Origin of the sequence: Novosphingobium sp. B1, from assembly GCF_900176395.1 — a bacterium.
Taxonomy (GTDB): Bacteria; Pseudomonadota; Alphaproteobacteria; order Sphingomonadales; family Sphingomonadaceae; genus Novosphingobium.
In genome coordinates, this window is the sequence record NZ_FWXL01000007.1 from 197,630 (window position 1) to 213,022 (window position 15,393).

Annotated in this window: 17 protein-coding genes; 10 read left to right on the forward strand and 7 right to left on the reverse strand. The window is 65.5% G+C overall.

Annotated elements, in window-relative coordinates; translation table 11 throughout:
- Positions 1–30: 30 nt before the first annotated feature.
- The 3 genes from B9A23_RS14340 to B9A23_RS14350 all read right to left on the reverse strand — a co-directional run bounded on the left by B9A23_RS14340 (position 31) and on the right by B9A23_RS14350 (position 3,814).
- A complete protein-coding gene (locus tag B9A23_RS14340) occupies positions 31–1,071 on the reverse strand; it encodes a helix-turn-helix domain-containing protein (RefSeq protein ID WP_084279758.1) in 1,041 nt (346 codons plus the stop codon).
- Between the two features lie 128 nt (positions 1,072–1,199).
- A complete protein-coding gene (ptsP, locus tag B9A23_RS14345) occupies positions 1,200–3,473 on the reverse strand; it encodes a phosphoenolpyruvate--protein phosphotransferase (protein WP_084279759.1) in 2,274 nt (757 codons plus the stop codon).
- A gap of 182 nt (positions 3,474–3,655) precedes the next feature.
- A complete protein-coding gene (locus tag B9A23_RS14350; RefSeq protein ID WP_084279760.1) occupies positions 3,656–3,814 on the reverse strand; it encodes a YdcH family protein in 159 nt (52 codons plus the stop codon).
- Positions 3,815–4,098: 284 nt separating this feature from the next.
- Here B9A23_RS14350 and B9A23_RS14355 point away from each other — a divergent pair, with 284 nt between their 5' ends.
- The 6 genes from B9A23_RS14355 to nadA all read left to right on the forward strand — a co-directional run bounded on the left by B9A23_RS14355 (position 4,099) and on the right by nadA (position 8,413).
- Entirely contained in the window at positions 4,099–4,296 is a 198-nt protein-coding gene (locus B9A23_RS14355) for a YdcH family protein (protein ID WP_084279761.1), read from the forward strand.
- A gap of 126 nt (positions 4,297–4,422) precedes the next feature.
- Positions 4,423–4,908 carry a DUF1465 family protein gene (locus tag B9A23_RS14360; protein ID WP_176218000.1) on the forward strand — a complete coding sequence of 162 codons (486 nt, stop codon included), beginning with the start codon at positions 4,423–4,425 and terminating at the stop codon, positions 4,906–4,908.
- 41 nt (positions 4,909–4,949) lie between these two features.
- Positions 4,950–5,873: an MBL fold metallo-hydrolase gene (locus tag B9A23_RS14365; RefSeq protein ID WP_084279762.1), complete on the forward strand. Its 924-nt coding sequence runs from the start codon at positions 4,950–4,952 to the stop codon at positions 5,871–5,873.
- Positions 5,855–6,526, forward strand: coding sequence for a DUF4230 domain-containing protein (locus tag B9A23_RS14370; RefSeq protein WP_084279763.1), 672 nt, complete (start codon positions 5,855–5,857; stop codon positions 6,524–6,526). Before B9A23_RS14365 ends, B9A23_RS14370 begins: the two co-directional genes overlap by 19 nt.
- A 100-nt stretch (positions 6,527–6,626) precedes the next feature.
- Positions 6,627–7,358, forward strand: coding sequence for an adenylate cyclase (locus tag B9A23_RS14375; protein WP_084279764.1), 732 nt, complete (start codon positions 6,627–6,629; stop codon positions 7,356–7,358).
- Positions 7,359–7,414: 56 nt separating this feature from the next.
- Entirely contained in the window at positions 7,415–8,413 is a 999-nt protein-coding gene (nadA, locus tag B9A23_RS14380) for a quinolinate synthase NadA (protein ID WP_084279765.1), read from the forward strand.
- Between the two features lie 2 nt (positions 8,414–8,415).
- On the opposite strand, the gene B9A23_RS14385 is transcribed toward nadA, so the two are convergent.
- Entirely contained in the window at positions 8,416–9,309 is an 894-nt protein-coding gene (locus B9A23_RS14385; RefSeq protein WP_084279766.1) for a DMT family transporter, read from the reverse strand.
- Positions 9,310–9,376: 67 nt separating this feature from the next.
- On the opposite strand from B9A23_RS14385, the gene B9A23_RS14390 reads away from it, so the two are divergent.
- Positions 9,377–10,480, forward strand: a complete 1,104-nt coding sequence (locus B9A23_RS14390) for an alkene reductase (protein ID WP_084279767.1) — start codon at positions 9,377–9,379, stop codon at positions 10,478–10,480.
- Positions 10,481–10,494: 14 nt separating this feature from the next.
- On the forward strand, positions 10,495–11,376 hold the full coding sequence (locus B9A23_RS14395) for an HpcH/HpaI aldolase/citrate lyase family protein (RefSeq protein WP_084279768.1): 882 nt from the start codon (positions 10,495–10,497) through the stop codon (positions 11,374–11,376).
- Here the strand turns inward: B9A23_RS14395 and B9A23_RS14400 are convergent.
- Both B9A23_RS14400 and lipB read right to left on the reverse strand, forming a co-directional pair.
- On the reverse strand, positions 11,359–11,661 hold the full coding sequence (locus B9A23_RS14400) for a hypothetical protein (RefSeq protein WP_084279769.1): 303 nt from the start codon (positions 11,659–11,661) through the stop codon (positions 11,359–11,361). The two genes, B9A23_RS14395 and B9A23_RS14400, sit on opposite strands and share 18 nt — an antisense overlap.
- On the reverse strand, positions 11,658–12,326 hold the full coding sequence (gene lipB, locus B9A23_RS14405; RefSeq protein ID WP_084279770.1) for a lipoyl(octanoyl) transferase LipB: 669 nt from the start codon (positions 12,324–12,326) through the stop codon (positions 11,658–11,660). Before lipB ends, B9A23_RS14400 begins: the two co-directional genes overlap by 4 nt.
- A gap of 107 nt (positions 12,327–12,433) precedes the next feature.
- On the opposite strand from lipB, the gene B9A23_RS14410 reads away from it, so the two are divergent.
- Positions 12,434–13,255, forward strand: coding sequence for a glycerophosphoryl diester phosphodiesterase membrane domain-containing protein (locus tag B9A23_RS14410; protein WP_084279771.1), 822 nt, complete (start codon positions 12,434–12,436; stop codon positions 13,253–13,255).
- A 46-nt stretch (positions 13,256–13,301) separates the two neighbouring features.
- Here the strand turns inward: B9A23_RS14410 and B9A23_RS14415 are convergent, their stop codons facing one another.
- Complete coding sequence (locus B9A23_RS14415; RefSeq protein WP_084279772.1) at positions 13,302–13,928, reverse strand: class I SAM-dependent methyltransferase; 627 nt, start codon at positions 13,926–13,928, stop codon at positions 13,302–13,304.
- Between the two features lie 170 nt (positions 13,929–14,098).
- On the opposite strand from B9A23_RS14415, the gene B9A23_RS14420 reads away from it, so the two are divergent.
- Positions 14,099–15,385 carry an MFS transporter gene (locus B9A23_RS14420; RefSeq protein ID WP_084279817.1) on the forward strand — a complete coding sequence of 429 codons (1,287 nt, stop codon included), beginning with the start codon at positions 14,099–14,101 and terminating at the stop codon, positions 15,383–15,385.
- Positions 15,386–15,393: the final 8 nt, after the last annotated feature.

A 15,393-nucleotide genomic window follows, 5' to 3' on the forward strand; every position in this document is an offset into this window, starting at 1 on the left:
ACTGCGTCCCAAGTCGAGACGCCAGCGGGCTTAAGTAGTGGACGCAGGCGCATCTTCTGCCGTCACGGGTACGGGCGGCGGAACCGTTGCCTCGTTCGGAGCCGAGCGCGTTGCCGGGCTGGCCGCAGAGCCTGTCGTCGGGCTGCGACGAGCCGCCGGGCGCGATACCGGCGCGGCTTGCCCGCCGGTCGCCGACGATGCGCTCGACGATGCGCTCGACGATGCTACAGGTGCGGAAACTGCCGGAGCCGGTGCGGCTGCACGTGCCAACAGCGCCTGCGCATCGACGGGGACATCCTTCATGATCCCCTCGCGCTCGGCAAGCTTTGGCACCGCCTGCCCACCGATCGTCACGTTCAGGGCGTCGGGCCGCGCCGTCCACAGCATCGGCTTCTGCGCATCGGCGGGCACGGTGAAGCTTTCGCCCATGGCCAGTTCCTTCTGCAGGATCTGCTTGCCGGCGCCATCATAGAGCTTGACCCAGATGCGCTCCTGCGTGGCCGTGAACACGACAGGGCCGCTGGGCGTTGCGCTGGGCAGTGGAACGACTGCGGTCTGGCTGGCCACGGGCCTGGCCTCCTCCGGGCCGACCAGCGACGGCAGCTCGGCCGAGGGAAGATAATAGCTGCGCCAGAATGCCAGGCCTGCCAGGGCAATCGCGATGACGAGGCCTGCCGCGACCCATGACGTCAGCCGCGTAGGGGTCTTTGCCGGATCACCAACCTCGAACTGGTTGATGACGCGCGGTGGCGGGGCCGGTGCCTGACGATCAAGTTCGGCGCGGACCGCCTCGGAAATTGTTACCGGATCGAGATTGACCGCACGGGCATAGCTCTTGGCAAATCCGAGCGCGTAGGGCCGGCCCGGAAGCGCGGCATAATCGCCGTTCTCCAGCGCTTCGAGATGGCGGCTGGTGACCCGCGTGAGCAGCGCGAGCTGCTTGATATCGAGCCCGGCCGCCTCGCGTGCGGTGCGCAGCATATCGGCCACGCGCGGCTGTGCGGCTGCGCCCGCAGGCGTCGGCTCGGTTTCGGAATTGGTAATGTCTTGCACACCGCCGGCTTGTGCCAAGGCGTAACTCCCGTTCTGTTCACTATGCTTTGCAACCCTTCGTCAAGGCTTCGCGGCAAAGCGCAGAAAGTCAACGGTGTCTGTCCGAAAAGGTCGGAATTGGGCGACGAACTGCCCCGCCGGGTCCTTCAGTCGCACTCGATCCCGCGTGCTTCTGCCCAGGCGGCAATCGTGCTGCGCAGGTTCTCCGGCGGTTCGGAAAGCCAGCCGTTCATCGCGCTGCGGATTTCGTCGATATCGACCTTGCGCACCAGTTCCTTGATCGGACCGATGGCTGCAGGCGTGATCGAAAGGCGGGTGATGCCAAGCCCCAGCAGCGCCAGAGCCTCGAGCCTGCGGCCGCCCATTTCGCCGCAGACGGTGACATCGGTGCCGAACGGCGCGACGGTTTGCACCACACGGCGCAGGAAACGCAGGATGGCGGGGCTGAGCCAGTCGTAGCGTTCGGCAAGCTTCGGGTTCGCGCGATCGGCCGCGAAGAGGAACTGGGTGAGGTCGTTGGTGCCGATCGACAGGAACGACAGGCGTGGCGCCAGAACGTCGAGACATTCGGCGAGCGCCGGTACTTCGAGCATCGCGCCATAGCGGATGGCTTCCGGGAGAATTTTCTTCTGCGAGCGCAGAAAGGCAAGCTGGCCTTCGAAGACCTTGCGCGCCGCATCGAATTCCCACGGTTCGGTGACCATCGGGAACATGACGTTCAGGGTCCGGCCACCGGCGGCTTCGAGCAGCGCCCGCGCCTGGACCTTGAGCAGGCCATCGCGTTCCAGCGCCACGCGCAAGGCGCGCCAGCCCATCGCCGGATTTTCCTCGGCCTCGCCATCGTTGTGGCGAAGGTAGGGCAGTACCTTGTCGCCCCCGATATCGACGGTGCGGAAGACCACCGGCCTGTCGCCCGCTGCGTCCATGACGTCACGGTAAAGCCGGGTCTGTCGCTCGCGCGAGGGCAGGGTGGCCGAGACGAGGAACTGGAACTCGGTGCGGAACAGGCCGATCCCGTCCGCACCGGTCAGGTTGATCATCGGCGTATCGTCGCGCAGGCCGGCGTTCATCAGCACCGTGATGCGGGTTCCGTCGCGGGTGAACGGCTCGACCTCGCGCAAGGTGGCATAATGGGCCTGACGCTCGCGGTTGCGGGCAAAGCGGGCCTCGAACGCCTCGATCAGCGACGGCGCCGGCCGGACATCGACGACGCCCTGGTCACCGTCGAGCAGGAGATGGTCACCTTCGCGGACCTTGCCGCGCAGGGCGCGCATGCGCCCGACCACCGGCACGCCCATGGCGCGGGCAACGATCACCACGTGCGCGGTCAGCGAGCCTTCCTCGAGGATCACGCCCTTGAGCCGCCGGCGATCGTATTCGAGCAGCTCTGCAGGGCCGAGGTTGCGCGCGATGAGGATGGCATCGCCCTTGAGCCCCATCGTCGCCGCAGTGCCAAGCTGGCCCGAGACGATCCGCAGCAGGCGGTTCGACAGGTCCTCGAGATCGTGCATGCGATCGGCGAGCAGGGGATCATCGATCTGGCGCATGCGCATGCGGGTACGCTGCTGGACGCGCTCGATGGCAGCCTCGGCAGTGAGGCCTGAATCGATCGCCTCGTTGATGCGGCGCGACCAGCCTTCGTCGTAGGCGAACATCCGGTAGGTCTCGAGCACTTCCTCATGCTCGCCACCGACGCCGAATTCGGCCTGGCTGGCCATGCGGTCGATCTGTTCGCGCATCTTGTCGAAGGCGAGGTAGACACGCTGGCGCTCGGCCTCGGTATCTTCGGCGACAACGTGTTCGATGGTGACGCGCGGCTGGTGGAAGACGGCGACTCCGCTGGCAAGACCCTTGACCAAGGTCAGGCCGGTGAGCCGCTCCGGCCCGGTCATCTGGGCCGAGGCGCCGAGCACGTCCTCGTCATCGATGAGTTCGGCGTTGGCGATGAGTTCGGACAGGACCATCGCCACGGTCTGCAGCGCCTCGATCTCCACTTCCTCGTACCGGCGTGGCTCGACATGCTGGACCGCGACCACGCCGACGGCGCGTTCGCGCCGGACGATCGGCACGCCCGCGAAGGAATGGAACTTTTCCTCTCCCGTTTCCGGCCGGAACGCGAAATCGGGATGGGCTGCAGCCTCGGCGAGGTTCAGCGTCTCGACATTGCCGGCGATCGTGCCGACGAGGCCTTCGCCGACGGCCAGCCGGGTGACATGGACGGCGGCCTGGTTGAGGCCGCGCGTGGCAAAAAGCTCGAGCATGCCCTCACGCAGGAGATAGATCGAGCAGACCTCTGAATCGAGGTTCTCACCGATCACTTCGACGATCTGGTTAAGCTTGGCCTGGGCGCCGGCGCGCGAGGCCATCACCTCGTGCAGGGAGGTCAGGATCTGGCGGGCGGCGGTGACGGCGCTGAGCATGGCACAAGGACTAGCCTAGTGTGCGCGGTTTGGGAATGTCGCGCGCCCTCCGATACGGGAGCGATTTTGCCGTGGATAGCTATTCCGCGCCTCGGGCGGGCGGGCACGCAGGCGGGCACCATGCAAAAGAGCCGCCCGGATGGGGCGGCTCCTGCTGTGAAACGGTATGAAAGGCGGCGCAATCAGTGAAGACGCGAAAGCTCTTCCTTGATCTTCAGCTTCTTTCTCTTGAGCTGAGCCACCAGCGTATCGTCAGGGAGTGGCCGGGACATTTCCATCTGGATCTGCTTTTCAAGTCCGGCGTGCTTCATCTCGAGTGCGCTGATGTGCGTCGATTCCATGCCTGTCCTCCTTAAAGGGCTAGCCCCCTTCAGATACCGCACGAGGCCATCCCCGTGCGGGGCGGCGCAACCTGTGCCAATCGGCTTTTCGAGCTTTCGTTTCCGATTGTTTCCGACTCGATCAGGCGGCGCGTTGTCATGCTGCCGCAATCACCGTATCTTGCAAGCCAAACCGCGCCGGAACGTGGTCGATCAGGGTTTGGCCGTAGGCCGCATCCGCGTCTCGTTCCGGCGCAGGCCCGCCTTGTTGCATGGGCAGGCGGGATTAAGGAGTTGGGCGGACAGTGACTGAAGAGGAAATGCGCAAGCGGCTCGAGGCGCTGCGCCTGGAACATCGCGATCTCGATGCGGCAATCGACGCGCTGTCTCTGGGAGGACCGCGCGACCAGTTGCAGATCGCCCGCCTGAAAAAGCGCAAATTGCTGCTGAAAGACCAGATCGCGATGATCGAAGATTACCTGATCCCCGATATCATCGCGTAAATTCAATGACATGATTCGAACTGCACCATATCCTCGCCTGTCCCGTTAAGGAACGTTCGGGTTTTGGGACAACCTGCGCCGCTTCGCCTTATGGTCGGACGCACCGGCACGGACTAGACCCGGCAAATGGCCCTTCTGCCCAGCCTAAATCCGCGCATCGTCGAAGCGCTCTATGCGCAAGCCCTCGAGCTTGCCGAGACAGTTCGCATGCGTTTCGAGCGCATGCGACAGGAAACCGCGCAACAGGCGGGCATGGAAGACGACCTGCGCCGCGTGCAGATAAGCTGCGAGGCGCTGCGCACGACGACACGGGTGATGCATTGCCTTGCCTGGCTGCTCAATCATCGCGCCCATTTCGCGGGCGAGTTGTCGGAACTGCAACTGCGCCGTCATGGCCGGCTGATCGCCAACTTTCCGGCGAGCGAGGCCGACGTGGTGAAGACGCTTCCCGCCGATGTCGCCTTGCTGGTGCACGAAAGCGAGCGGCTGTACCAGCGCATCCAGCGGCTTGAGGCAGCGTGGCGGGTTGAAGCGAGCAGCAGCGAAAGCGCGGTGCGGCGCCTGCGCGAGCGGCTGGTTCGCGCGGTCGAGGACACGACCTCTGCGGCGTGACGCTGCTTGCAACCACGATCAAAATACCCATAGCAAGGGGCATGGCCCAGATGCCCCCCATTCCCGACCGCAAGGACTGGCCCACCGGCCGAGCCGAACAGCTTGAGCCGCTGGTGCGCCGCGTGCTGGCACCAAACGCCTCACCCTATACCTTTACCGGCACCCAGACCTACATCGTCGGCGCAGGGCGTGAAGTCGCGGTGATCGATCCCGGTCCCGACGATACCGGGGTGGCAGGTCATGCCGACACCAACGGCCAAGGCCATGTCGAGGCGATCCTCAAGGCCGTGGGCGATGCCCGGATCGCCGCCATCGTGTGCACGCACACCCATCGCGACCACAGCCCCGCCTCCCGTCCGCTTCAGGCCGCGACCGGGGCGCCGATCATCGGCTGCGCACCCCTGACGATGGAAGATGATGGCCCGCGCGCCGACGCCGCCTTTGACAGCGATTACGCACCCGATCGCGTGCTCGCCGATGGCGAACGCCTGTCGGGCGACGGCTGGACGCTTGAAGCCGTGGCGACCCCGGGCCACACCAGCAACCACTTGTGCTTCAGCGTGCTCGAAAGCGGGGCGTTGTTCACCGGCGATCACGTGATGGCCTGGTCGACTTCGGTCGTTTCGCCACCGGATGGCGACATGGCGGCCTACATGGCCAGCCTGCAGAAGCTTTACGACCGCGACGACCGTGTCCTCTATCCGGCGCACGGGCCGCAGATCGACAATCCCCGCCAGCTCGTGCGCGGCATGCTGGGCCACCGGCGCCAGCGCGAGCGCCAGATCCTGCGCCTTCTCGAAGATGGCGGCCCGCACGCGATTCCCGAATTTGTCGCCGCGATGTACAAGGGCCTGGATCCGCGGCTCAACGGTGCGGCAGGTCGTTCGGTTCTTGCGCACCTGATCGATCTGGAACGACAGGGGCGAGTTCGGGTTGAGGACGAGACATGGATGATCCGAACCTGACATCGCGCCCCGCTGCGGCTCCGTCCCCGCAACCGGGCACTTCGCACTCGCTTGCGCGTGCTTCGCTGCTGCCGTGGGCCCTGTTTCTGGTGACCCTGGCCATTGCCGCATTCTTTGCGTGGAAATGGTGGCAGCCCGAGGATCTTGGCGATCCCCTGGCCACCAGCCTCGTCGCCTTCGAGAAGCAGGACAAGCTGACGGTGTTCAGCGCCGAACTCGCCCCGGTCGTCTCCAGCAACGATTCGCGCATGTTCGGCCTGGTCAATTCCAAGCAGGTGGCAGTCATCCCCGCACGGGTGGATTATACCATCAACCTCGCCAGCGTCGGGCGCGATCGCCTGTCATGGAATGCGCAGGAACAGACCCTGTCGGTACGACTGCCGGCGCTGACGGTGAGCCGCCCCAATCTTGACGAGGCCCGTGCCCAGTATCTGCGCGACGGAATCTGGATAACGCGTGAAGCGCAGGACAAGCTGACCCGCGACAACACCCGTCTTGCCGAAGCGCAAGCGGTGCAGCAGGCCGCCAACCCGGTGCTGATGAACCTCGCCCGGCAGGCGGCGAAGGAAGCAATCTCGCAGAACCTTTCGATCCCCCTGCAGGTGGCAGGTTACGGGAAGGCAAAGGTGGTCGTGAACTTCGACGGCGCATGATCGCGCGCCTCCGGGCGCGCTGGTTGCCGTTGTGACTGTCGTCACCGCCAGATCGGACCGAATCGTCTAACGGCGGTCGCGGGACTGGTGGAGATGCACAATGGCTACCGCCACAATTCAACAAGCTTACCCTTACGCGCGCGATCAGCGCTTCTTCACCCGCATGGCCATCGGCCTTGCCGCGTTCGTGGTTCTTGCCTTCGGGCAATGGGCGTTGCGCGGCATGGCCTCGCCTTCGACGGCTCCTGTCTGGGTGCACCTGCACGGCGTGGCCATGCTCTCGTGGCTGGGCCTGTTCGTCACGCAGAACCAGCTCGCGCTGAATGGAAACATTACCCTGCATCGCAAGCTGGGCTGGATATCGCTGGCGCTGGTGCTGTTCATCGCCGGGCTGGGCATGTTCACCGGCCGCATGGCGATAGAGCTGCATCGCGTACCGCCCTTCTTCAGCAACGCCTATTTCCTGGCCCTGACGCATATCGGCGTATCGCTGTTTGCAGGCATGGTTATCGCTGCCATCGCCCTGCGGCGCGAAACGCAGTGGCACCGTCGCTTGATGATGGGGGCGATGATCCTGATTCTCGAACCGGCCGTGGGCCGCCTGGTGCCTGCGCCGATCCTTGGGCCGGTGCTGACGCCGATCGTGGAAGGTGCCTTCCTGCTGCTGGCTGTCGGCGTAATTGCTGCCCATGATCTGCGCGAGGCGGGTTCGGTGCATCCCGCCACGCGCTTCAACGCGCTTGCCGTGATCGTGATGTTCAGCGTGGTGCTGGGACTTTCGGTGTTTCCGCCCTTCGTTTCGCTGGCCGAAGGTATTGCCGCAGCGGGTTAGGCCCCTTAAGTCCGCTCTCGCCCGGCACGGTCCGCCGGGCGAGAGGACCTGACGCCATGACTGCCCAGCCCCTGAACCTTTCCGGCCTCGACTTGCGCGCCGAGATCGACCGCCTCCGCAAGGAGCGCAATGCGGTCATCCTCGGGCACTACTACCAGCGCCCGGAAATCCAGGACATTGCCGACTTCGTGGGCGACAGCCTTGAACTTTCGCGCAAGGCGGCGGAAACCGATGCCGACGTCATCGCCTTCTGCGGCGTCAAGTTCATGGCCGATACCGCCAAGATCCTTTCCCCCGACAAGATCGTGGTCCTGCCTGACATGGACGCGGGCTGCAGCCTTGAGGATTCGTGCCCGCCGGACAAGTTCAAGGCATTTCGCGAAGCCCACCCCGATCACATCGCGCTGACCTACATCAACTGTTCGACCGAGGTGAAGGCGCTGTCTGACGTGATCGTCACCAGCTCCAGCGCCGAGACGATTCTAGCGCAGATTCCGCCCGAGCAGAAGATCATCTTCGGGCCCGACCGGCACCTGGGGGGCTACCTCAACCGCAAGTTCGGCCGCGACATGCTGCTCTGGCCGGGCGTGTGCATCGTGCACGAGGCATTCAGCGAAACCGAACTGCTGAAGCTCAAGGCCCAGCACCCCGGTGCGCCGGTGGCCGGACATCCCGAATGTCCGCCGCACATCATCGATCATTGCGACTATGTCGGCTCGACCAGCGGCATCCTGCAGTTCGCCAAGACCATGCCGGGCGATACGCTGATCGTGGCGACCGAGCCGCACATCATTCACCAGATGGAGCTGGCCGTACCGGACAAGACCTTCATCGGTGCGCCCGGCGCGGACGGCAACTGCAACTGCAACATCTGCCCCTACATGGCGCTCAACACCATGGAGAAGCTGTACCTCGCCCTGCGTGACCTGCAGCCGCGGATCGAGATGGACGAGAACCTTCGTCTCGCCGCGAAGAAGAGCCTCGACCGCATGCTGGAAATGGCCAGCGGCACGGTGGGGCTGGGCGATCTGGGGGCGCGACCTTTCGGCAGTTGACGCTAGGCGGGCTTGCCCTCGCCCAGCCTTGCCAGCACGAGTGCCGCGCCGACCAGCGCCATGCCGATGGCGTCGGGCAGCGCGAGCAATTCGCCGAACGAGAGCCAGCCGACCAGGACCGAGACCGCCGGCTGCGTGAGCAGGACCAGCCCGATCACCAGCGGCGGGAAGTGGCCAAGCGAATAGACCAGCAGGCCCTGACCCACGATCTGGCTGGCCAGCATCAGCCCGATCAGCGGCCACCAGTTCTGCGCCAGCACCGGCTCGCCCATGGCCAGTGCGGTGCCGAGCATGACCGGGCACCCGGCAAGGCTTGACCAGAACAGCAGGCTCCACGGCCGCAGCCGCCCACGCACGTTCTGCACCAGCAGGATATAGACCACGTAGAACAGCCCGGCGAGAATGCAGAACAGGTCTCCGGCCAGCGTGCGTGCATCGATTTCCATCGAGCGGCCCAGCAGCAGACCGGCGCCACTCAGCGCCATCGCCACGGCGGCAAATTCGCGGAGGTGCGGGCGGCGATGCATCGTCACCAGGCCCCAGACCATTAGGATCACGCTGCCCGAATTGCCGAACAGCGTGGCGTTGCCGAGCTTGGTTCGCTCGATCCCGACATGCCAACTGGCAAGATCGAGCGCGAAGACGATGCCGGCGGCAAGAAGGATCAGCCAGTCCTTGCGCGGATAGCCACGCAGCGGCTCCTTCCCGCGCCACGCGAACAGCGCAAGGAGGGGGAGGGCAAGGGCCAGCCGCCAGAAACCCGCCGAAACCGGGCCGCTGTCGGCGATCCGCACGAACCACGGGCCCAGCGCGAGAGCAACGTTTCCTGTCAGCAGCGCAAGGAAATGCTTGGGAGTGGGACGAATTGACAGGTCTGCGTCACTTGAATTCGTCATGGGCGCAGCCTAATCCAGTTGCAAAGCGAAACCTAGCGTGTCGCTGATCTACTGAAAGGCCTCTAGCATGCACGATCCGTTGTTCCAGCCCCTCAGCCTTGGTGCCATCGAAGCGCCCAACCGCATTGTCATGGCCCCCCTGACGCGCGGCCGCGCCACGGCTGAAGGCGTGCCGACGCCGATCATGGTGGAATATTATCGCCAGCGCGCCAGCGCCGGCCTGATCATTTCGGAAGCCACCGGCATCAGCCGCGAAGGGCTGGGTTGGCCAAGCGCACCGGGCATCTGGACCGACGAGCAGACCGAGGCGTGGAAGCCTGTTGTCGAGGCGGTCCATGCCGCAGGTGGCCGGATCGTGATGCAGCTGTGGCACATGGGCCGCATCGTCCATCCCTATTTCCTTGGCGGGCAGCCGCCCATCTCAGCATCGGCCACTCGCGCCCCCGGTGACGCCCACACGCCCGAAGGCAAGAAGGAATTCGTGACCGCGCGTCCCCTGCCGCTGGAGGAAATGCCGCGCCTGCTCGACGACTACACGCGCGCTGCCGAGAACGCGAAGAAGGCCGGGTTCGACGGCGTGCAGCTTCATGCTGCCAATGGCTACCTGATCGACCAGTTCCTGCGCGATGGCAGCAACCTTCGCGACGACGACTACGGCGGCACACCCCAGAACCGCGCGCGCCTGCTGCGCGAAGTGACCGAGCGCCTGATCGCGGTATGGGGCAAGGACCGCGTCTCCGTCCGCCTCTCGCCCAACGGCGATTCGCAAGGCGTGGACGACAGCAATCCCGAAGCCACCTTCGGCGAAGCTGCGCGCGTACTGCAGGAGCTTGGCATCGGCTTCCTCGAACTGCGCCAGCCGGGACCGGACGGCACGTTCGGCAATACCGACGTACCGCAGCAGGATGGCCTGATCCGCTCAATCTACACGGGGCCACTGGTGCTCAACAGCGACTACACGCCCGAACAGGCTGCCGCCGATGTCGCTTCGGGCCGCGCCGACGCAATCAGCTTCGGTCGTCCGTTCATCTCGAACCCCGATCTTGTCGAGCGCATCCAGGCGGGCGCGCATATCAACCCGAACAAGGGGGTGCCGCAGACATGGTATTTCCCGGGCGAGGTCGGCTATACGGACTATCCGACGCTGGCGGAGGAGACCGCTTCAGCCTGATGGAGTAATTCTGCATGCCCCCCAGATCGTGGCTCTTCGTTCCCGGTGACAGCGAGAAGAAGCTGGGCAAGGCCATGACGACGGGGGCGCATGCGATCATCGTCGATCTCGAGGACGCGGTTGCGCAAGGCGCCAAGCCGCAGGCCCGCGTCCTCGCCCGGGAATGGCTTTCCGCGCACCGCCAGCACGTGACCGAGAACCGCCCGGTGGCCCGCTGGGTGCGCATCAATGCCATCGATACGGGCATGTGGCGCGATGACCTGGCCGTGGTCATGGCCGGCGCGCCGGACGGGGTCATGCTGCCAAAGTGCGAAGGGCCCGAGCAGATCCGCATGCTCGCGGCCGAGATCTATGAGCTTGAGCAACGCAACCGCGTGGCCAATGGCGCGACCCGAATCCTGCCGCTGGTCAGCGAAACCGCCAGGTCGGCGCTGACCATTCCTGCCTATGTCGACGCGCCGATGCCCCGCCTGGCTGGCCTGACCTGGGGAGCCGAAGATCTTTCGGCGGTGCTCGGCGCGAGCCGCAAGCGTGACACCGGCGGCGCATGGACCGACGCCTTTCGCTTCATCCGCGCACAATGCCTGCTGACCTCGCACGCCAAGGGAGTCTGGGCGATAGACACCCTGCACGACGATTTCCGGGACGAGGATGGCACTCGCCGTGCAGCCGAAGCGGCCAAGGCCGATGGCTTTACCGGGATGCTGGCGATCCATCCCTCACAGGTGCAGATCATCAACACTGCCTTCGCGCCAACCGCGGCCGAACTGTCCGAAGCCGAGGCGATCGTCGCGCTGTTTGCTGCCAGCCCTCATGCCGGGACACTGCAATACAATGGTCGCATGATCGACCAGCCGCATCTGCGGATGGCGCGGCAGCTACTGGGTATCGGCTGAAGCGGCAGCAGGAGCCGCAGGGGAGGGGGCTGCCGCCGCAGGGGCGGCTTCGGCCTCTGCCGGCTCGGCCGCGCTCGTCGCCTGCGCGGACGAAGACGCCCTTGCCTTGGGCAGGACCGGCGCCAGCGGCGGTGATGCCGTGGACGTGTCGAGATCGATCATGTCGTCCGAAATCGATCCGGGCAGCACTTCGCCGCTGACTGCGGCGCCATCGCCCTTGTCTGCCGTCTTTTCACAACCGGCGAGCAGCAAACCAACGGCAAGAAAGAGCGAACGCGTGTTCATGCAGCCTCCGGTGGGCAGGGCGTGGCGAGCCGGGCAAGAAACGTGGGCAACTGCGCCAGCATAGCCTCGTCCCACTCCGCAGGGCTGACATCATGGCCCAGTGCGGCGAGGCTGGTAACGCCGAACTCTTCGATCCCGCAAGGCACGATGCCACTGAAGTGGGAGAGGTCTGGCGAGAGATTGACGGAAAATCCATGCATCGTGACCCAGCGGCGGATGCGCACGCCGATGGCGCCGATCTTGGCCTCCCGACCATCAGCCCCGCGCGTCCAGATGCCGACGCGGCCTTGGGAACGCCACGATTCTACCCCGAACCCTGCAAGCGTATCGATCACCCAGCCTTCAAGCGCATGGACGAAGCCGCGAACGTCGCGCGCGCGGGTCCTGAGATCGAGCAGGACATAGCCGATGCGCTGGCCCGGGCCGTGATAGGTATAACGCCCGCCCCGGCCAGCCTCGACCACTTCGAAGCGCGGATCGAGCAGTTCCTCGGGGGCCGCGCTGGTGCCTGCGGTGTAGACCGGCGGGTGTTCGAGCAGCCAGATCAGCTCACCCGCCGTGCCTTCGGCAATAGCGGCGTTTCGCCCGGTCATTTCGTCGAGCGCAGTGCGATAGGGGACCTGCTGGTCCGATCGCCTGATCTCTATCGTGTCCGGTGCGCTCATGTTCGATGCGCATGGCGCAGTCCGCGCCGGGCTGCAAGTGCCGTCGCCCATCTTGGCCTTACGGGAGGGTTCGACAGAGGACCGGTTTCGCTGCTAGGAACACGCTCATGACGCCCCGCCTGGACAGCAGCCTCGCCTGGAAAACCGCAACCCGCCTCGTAGCGACCAATCGTGATGTGCTCATCGCGATTGCCGGCGTCTTCTTCCTTCTGCCCGGCCTCGCCTTCTCGGTGTTCGTTCCCGAACCGCAGATGGCGCCAGGCACCCCGCCGCGCGAGATGATGGAGGCCATGACAGAAGCATGGGCCTCGTCGATGCCGCTGTTGATCGTGGTGACGCTGCTGCAGATGGCGGGCACCGTGACCATGCTGATCGTGATGACCGACCCGGCACGGCCCACGGTCCGTCAGGCAATCGCCCAGGGCTTCCGCGCGCTCGGCCCTTATGTTCTGGCGCAGATCGTGGTCGGACTGGCGCTCGGCATGAGCTTTCTCGTGCTGGTCAGCGCCGCAGCCCTCACCGGGCTGAAGGCGCTGGGCGCGATTGCCATTGTCGCGGCGTTTCTGGCGATGATCTGGTGCAGCGTGCGCATGGCGCTTGTTGCCCCTGTGCTTGCCATCGAATCCGAACGCAATCCGATCCAGGCGCTGCGCCGTTCGTGGAACCTGACCAGGGGCAATTCCGGGCGCCTGCTGGGCTTCTTCGTGCTTGCCGGGCTGCTCTTCGCCGTCGTCTATGGTCTGATCATGATGCTGGTCGGCGTCGTGCTGGTGCTCATGACCGGCGGTAACCTGCAACAGGTGCTGACTGCCGCCGTTTCCGGCGCCCTTACCTCGGGCGCGCTGGTGTATTTCGTGGCGATGCTGGCGGCGGTCTACCGGCAGATGGCCGGCGAACCGGCCCAGGCCTACCAGACCATCTTCGACTGAACCGGCGTGCTGACAGGCAGCGTGCCGATGGGCAATGCGCTGCCGGTTATTCCTTCCAGCCCCAGCTTATGACGCAAGGCGGAACGTTGAGCGGTTCGAAGCCCTTGTCGATGCGGCGGAAGAACTGCCCCATCAGATCGCGCGCGCGCGCGGTGTACTGATAGACGAGGAATGCACCACCGGGACGCAACACGCGGTGCGTGGCACCCATGATCGCCGGGCCGACGCCTTCGGGCAGGGTCGAGAACGGCAAGCCCGACAGCACGTAGTCGGCATGCTCGAAGCCGTGCGCGCGGACGATTTCCTCGACATCGGTGGCCGAGCCGTGGACCGCGGTGAAGCGGCTGTCGCCGATGGTCTTCTGCAGATAGCTGATGAAATCGGGGTTCGTGTCGATCACGATCAACCGTCCATCGCGGCGCAGCTTTTCCAGCACCGGGCGGCAGAACGTGCCCACGCCCGGACCGTATTCAACGAAAAGCTGGCACGATTGCCAATCCACCTTGGACAGCACCCGCTCGATCGTGCGCCCGGATGACGGCACGATTGCGCCCACCATGCCGGGATGCTTGAGGAAGCCCTTGAAGAAGACGCCGGCCGGGCCGAGCATGCTTTCCGCTTTGCGCCGAGCCCGCTGAATGAAAGGCTCGCGCGCCGCCTGGGTCGAAGTCATTGTCGGGATCTGGTCCTCTGCCGGTCAAGCTCGATCAGAGCGGGTCGCAAATTTGCCACGCCATTGCAAGCGTTCAACAGAACTCCTACCGCAACGATCATGAACCTGCGGTGGAAAATCGGGCGGCAGACACGATGATGGACGGACCAGTCAGGCTCCCGCGCGAGCGGATGGCACTGCTTTTCGCGGTCATGCTGGTCACGGCGGCGGGCAACACCGCCATGCAGTCGGTCATGCCATCGATCGGCACGAGGCTGGGCATCGCCGACGTATGGGTAAGCCTTGCCTATTCGTGGTCGGCGCTGCTGTGGGTCATGCTCGCGCCATTCTGGGCGCGGCGTTCCGACCGGCGCGGCCGCAAGGCAATGATGGCGCTGGGCGTGTGCGGGTTCATCCTGTCGTTCGCGCTGTGCGGCACGGTACTGCATTTCGGGCTGGAAGGCGCGATCGGTGCCGGGTTGACGATGAGCCTGTTCGCGATTGCCCGCTCGTTCTACGGCACCTTCGGTTCCGCAGCGCCGCCTGCCGTCCAGGCCTATGTCGCCAGCCGCACGGATCGCGCTGAGCGGACCAAGGCCCTCTCGCTGGTCGCCTCGAGCTTCGGCCTTGGCACGGTGCTGGGTCCGGCATTGGCCCCGCTGATGATCCTTCCCGGGCTTGGCCTGATGGGCCCATTCGCAATCTTCTCCCTGCTGGGCGGGATCGTGCTCGTGTTGCTGCGCACGCGCCTGCCCGACGACGACCCGCGCTTTGCCGCACGCGGCGAGGTGATGTCCTACCCCTTCAATGCCTCGTCCAATCCGCGCATCGTCGAGGACCATCCCGACGGCTCGCCCGACGAATTGCCTGCAGCCGAACCGCAGCATCAGGGTGCCGACCGCCTGCGCTGGACCGACCGGCGCCTGCGGCCCTGGCTGGCGGCGGGGCTGACCGGAGGCCACGCCCAGGCCATGCTGCTGGGCGTCATCGGCTTCCTGCTGCTCGATCGGCTTGGCCTGCGCGGCGATCCGGATGCTGGCGCCGGGCCAGTCGGGCTGGTGCTCATGGCCGGTGCCATCGCGACCCTGCTGGCGCAGTGGGGGCTGATCCCGATGCTCGGCCTCGGCCCGCGGGTCTCCACCCTGTGGGGCATGGGACTGGCCGCGATCGGCACGTTGCCCGTAGCGGTCGGCAAGGATCTGCACACCATCGCGGTGGGCTTTGCCATCGCCTCGCTCGGCTTCGGGATGTTTCGGCCCGGCTTCACCTCCGGCGCCAGCCTTGCGGTTTCGCCGGCCGAGCAGGGACAGTCGGCCGGGATCATCGCCTCGGTCAATGGTGCGGCCTACATCGCTGCGCCGGCCATCGGCGTTTCGCTGTACAATCATTCCCAGTGGCTCGCCTGGGGCGTGATCGAGGCGCTGACCATTGGTGCCGTCCTGATCGCGCTGCTGGCCATGGAGAAGGATCCCGCGTGATCGGCGCA

Coding starts and splice junctions, on each gene's coding strand:
- ptsP (WP_084279759.1), bottom strand. CDS start 3,473: ATGCTCAGCGCCGTCACCGCCGCCCGCCAGATCCTGACCTCCCTGCAC.
- B9A23_RS14350 (WP_084279760.1), bottom strand. CDS start 3,814: ATGGAATCGACGCACATCAGCGCACTCGAGATGAAGCACGCCGGACTT.
- B9A23_RS14360 (WP_176218000.1), top strand. CDS start 4,423: ATGGCCCTTCTGCCCAGCCTAAATCCGCGCATCGTCGAAGCGCTCTAT.
- B9A23_RS14365 (WP_084279762.1), top strand. CDS start 4,950: ATGGCCCAGATGCCCCCCATTCCCGACCGCAAGGACTGGCCCACCGGC.
- B9A23_RS14370 (WP_084279763.1), top strand. CDS start 5,855: ATGGATGATCCGAACCTGACATCGCGCCCCGCTGCGGCTCCGTCCCCG.
- B9A23_RS14375 (WP_084279764.1), top strand. CDS start 6,627: ATGGCTACCGCCACAATTCAACAAGCTTACCCTTACGCGCGCGATCAG.
- nadA (WP_084279765.1), top strand. CDS start 7,415: ATGACTGCCCAGCCCCTGAACCTTTCCGGCCTCGACTTGCGCGCCGAG.
- B9A23_RS14385 (WP_084279766.1), bottom strand. CDS start 9,309: ATGACGAATTCAAGTGACGCAGACCTGTCAATTCGTCCCACTCCCAAG.
- B9A23_RS14390 (WP_084279767.1), top strand. CDS start 9,377: ATGCACGATCCGTTGTTCCAGCCCCTCAGCCTTGGTGCCATCGAAGCG.
- B9A23_RS14395 (WP_084279768.1), top strand. CDS start 10,495: ATGCCCCCCAGATCGTGGCTCTTCGTTCCCGGTGACAGCGAGAAGAAG.
- B9A23_RS14400 (WP_084279769.1), bottom strand. CDS start 11,661: ATGAACACGCGTTCGCTCTTTCTTGCCGTTGGTTTGCTGCTCGCCGGT.
- lipB (WP_084279770.1), bottom strand. CDS start 12,326: ATGAGCGCACCGGACACGATAGAGATCAGGCGATCGGACCAGCAGGTC.
- B9A23_RS14410 (WP_084279771.1), top strand. CDS start 12,434: ATGACGCCCCGCCTGGACAGCAGCCTCGCCTGGAAAACCGCAACCCGC.
- B9A23_RS14415 (WP_084279772.1), bottom strand. CDS start 13,928: ATGACTTCGACCCAGGCGGCGCGCGAGCCTTTCATTCAGCGGGCTCGG.
- B9A23_RS14420 (WP_084279817.1), top strand. CDS start 14,099: ATGGCACTGCTTTTCGCGGTCATGCTGGTCACGGCGGCGGGCAACACC.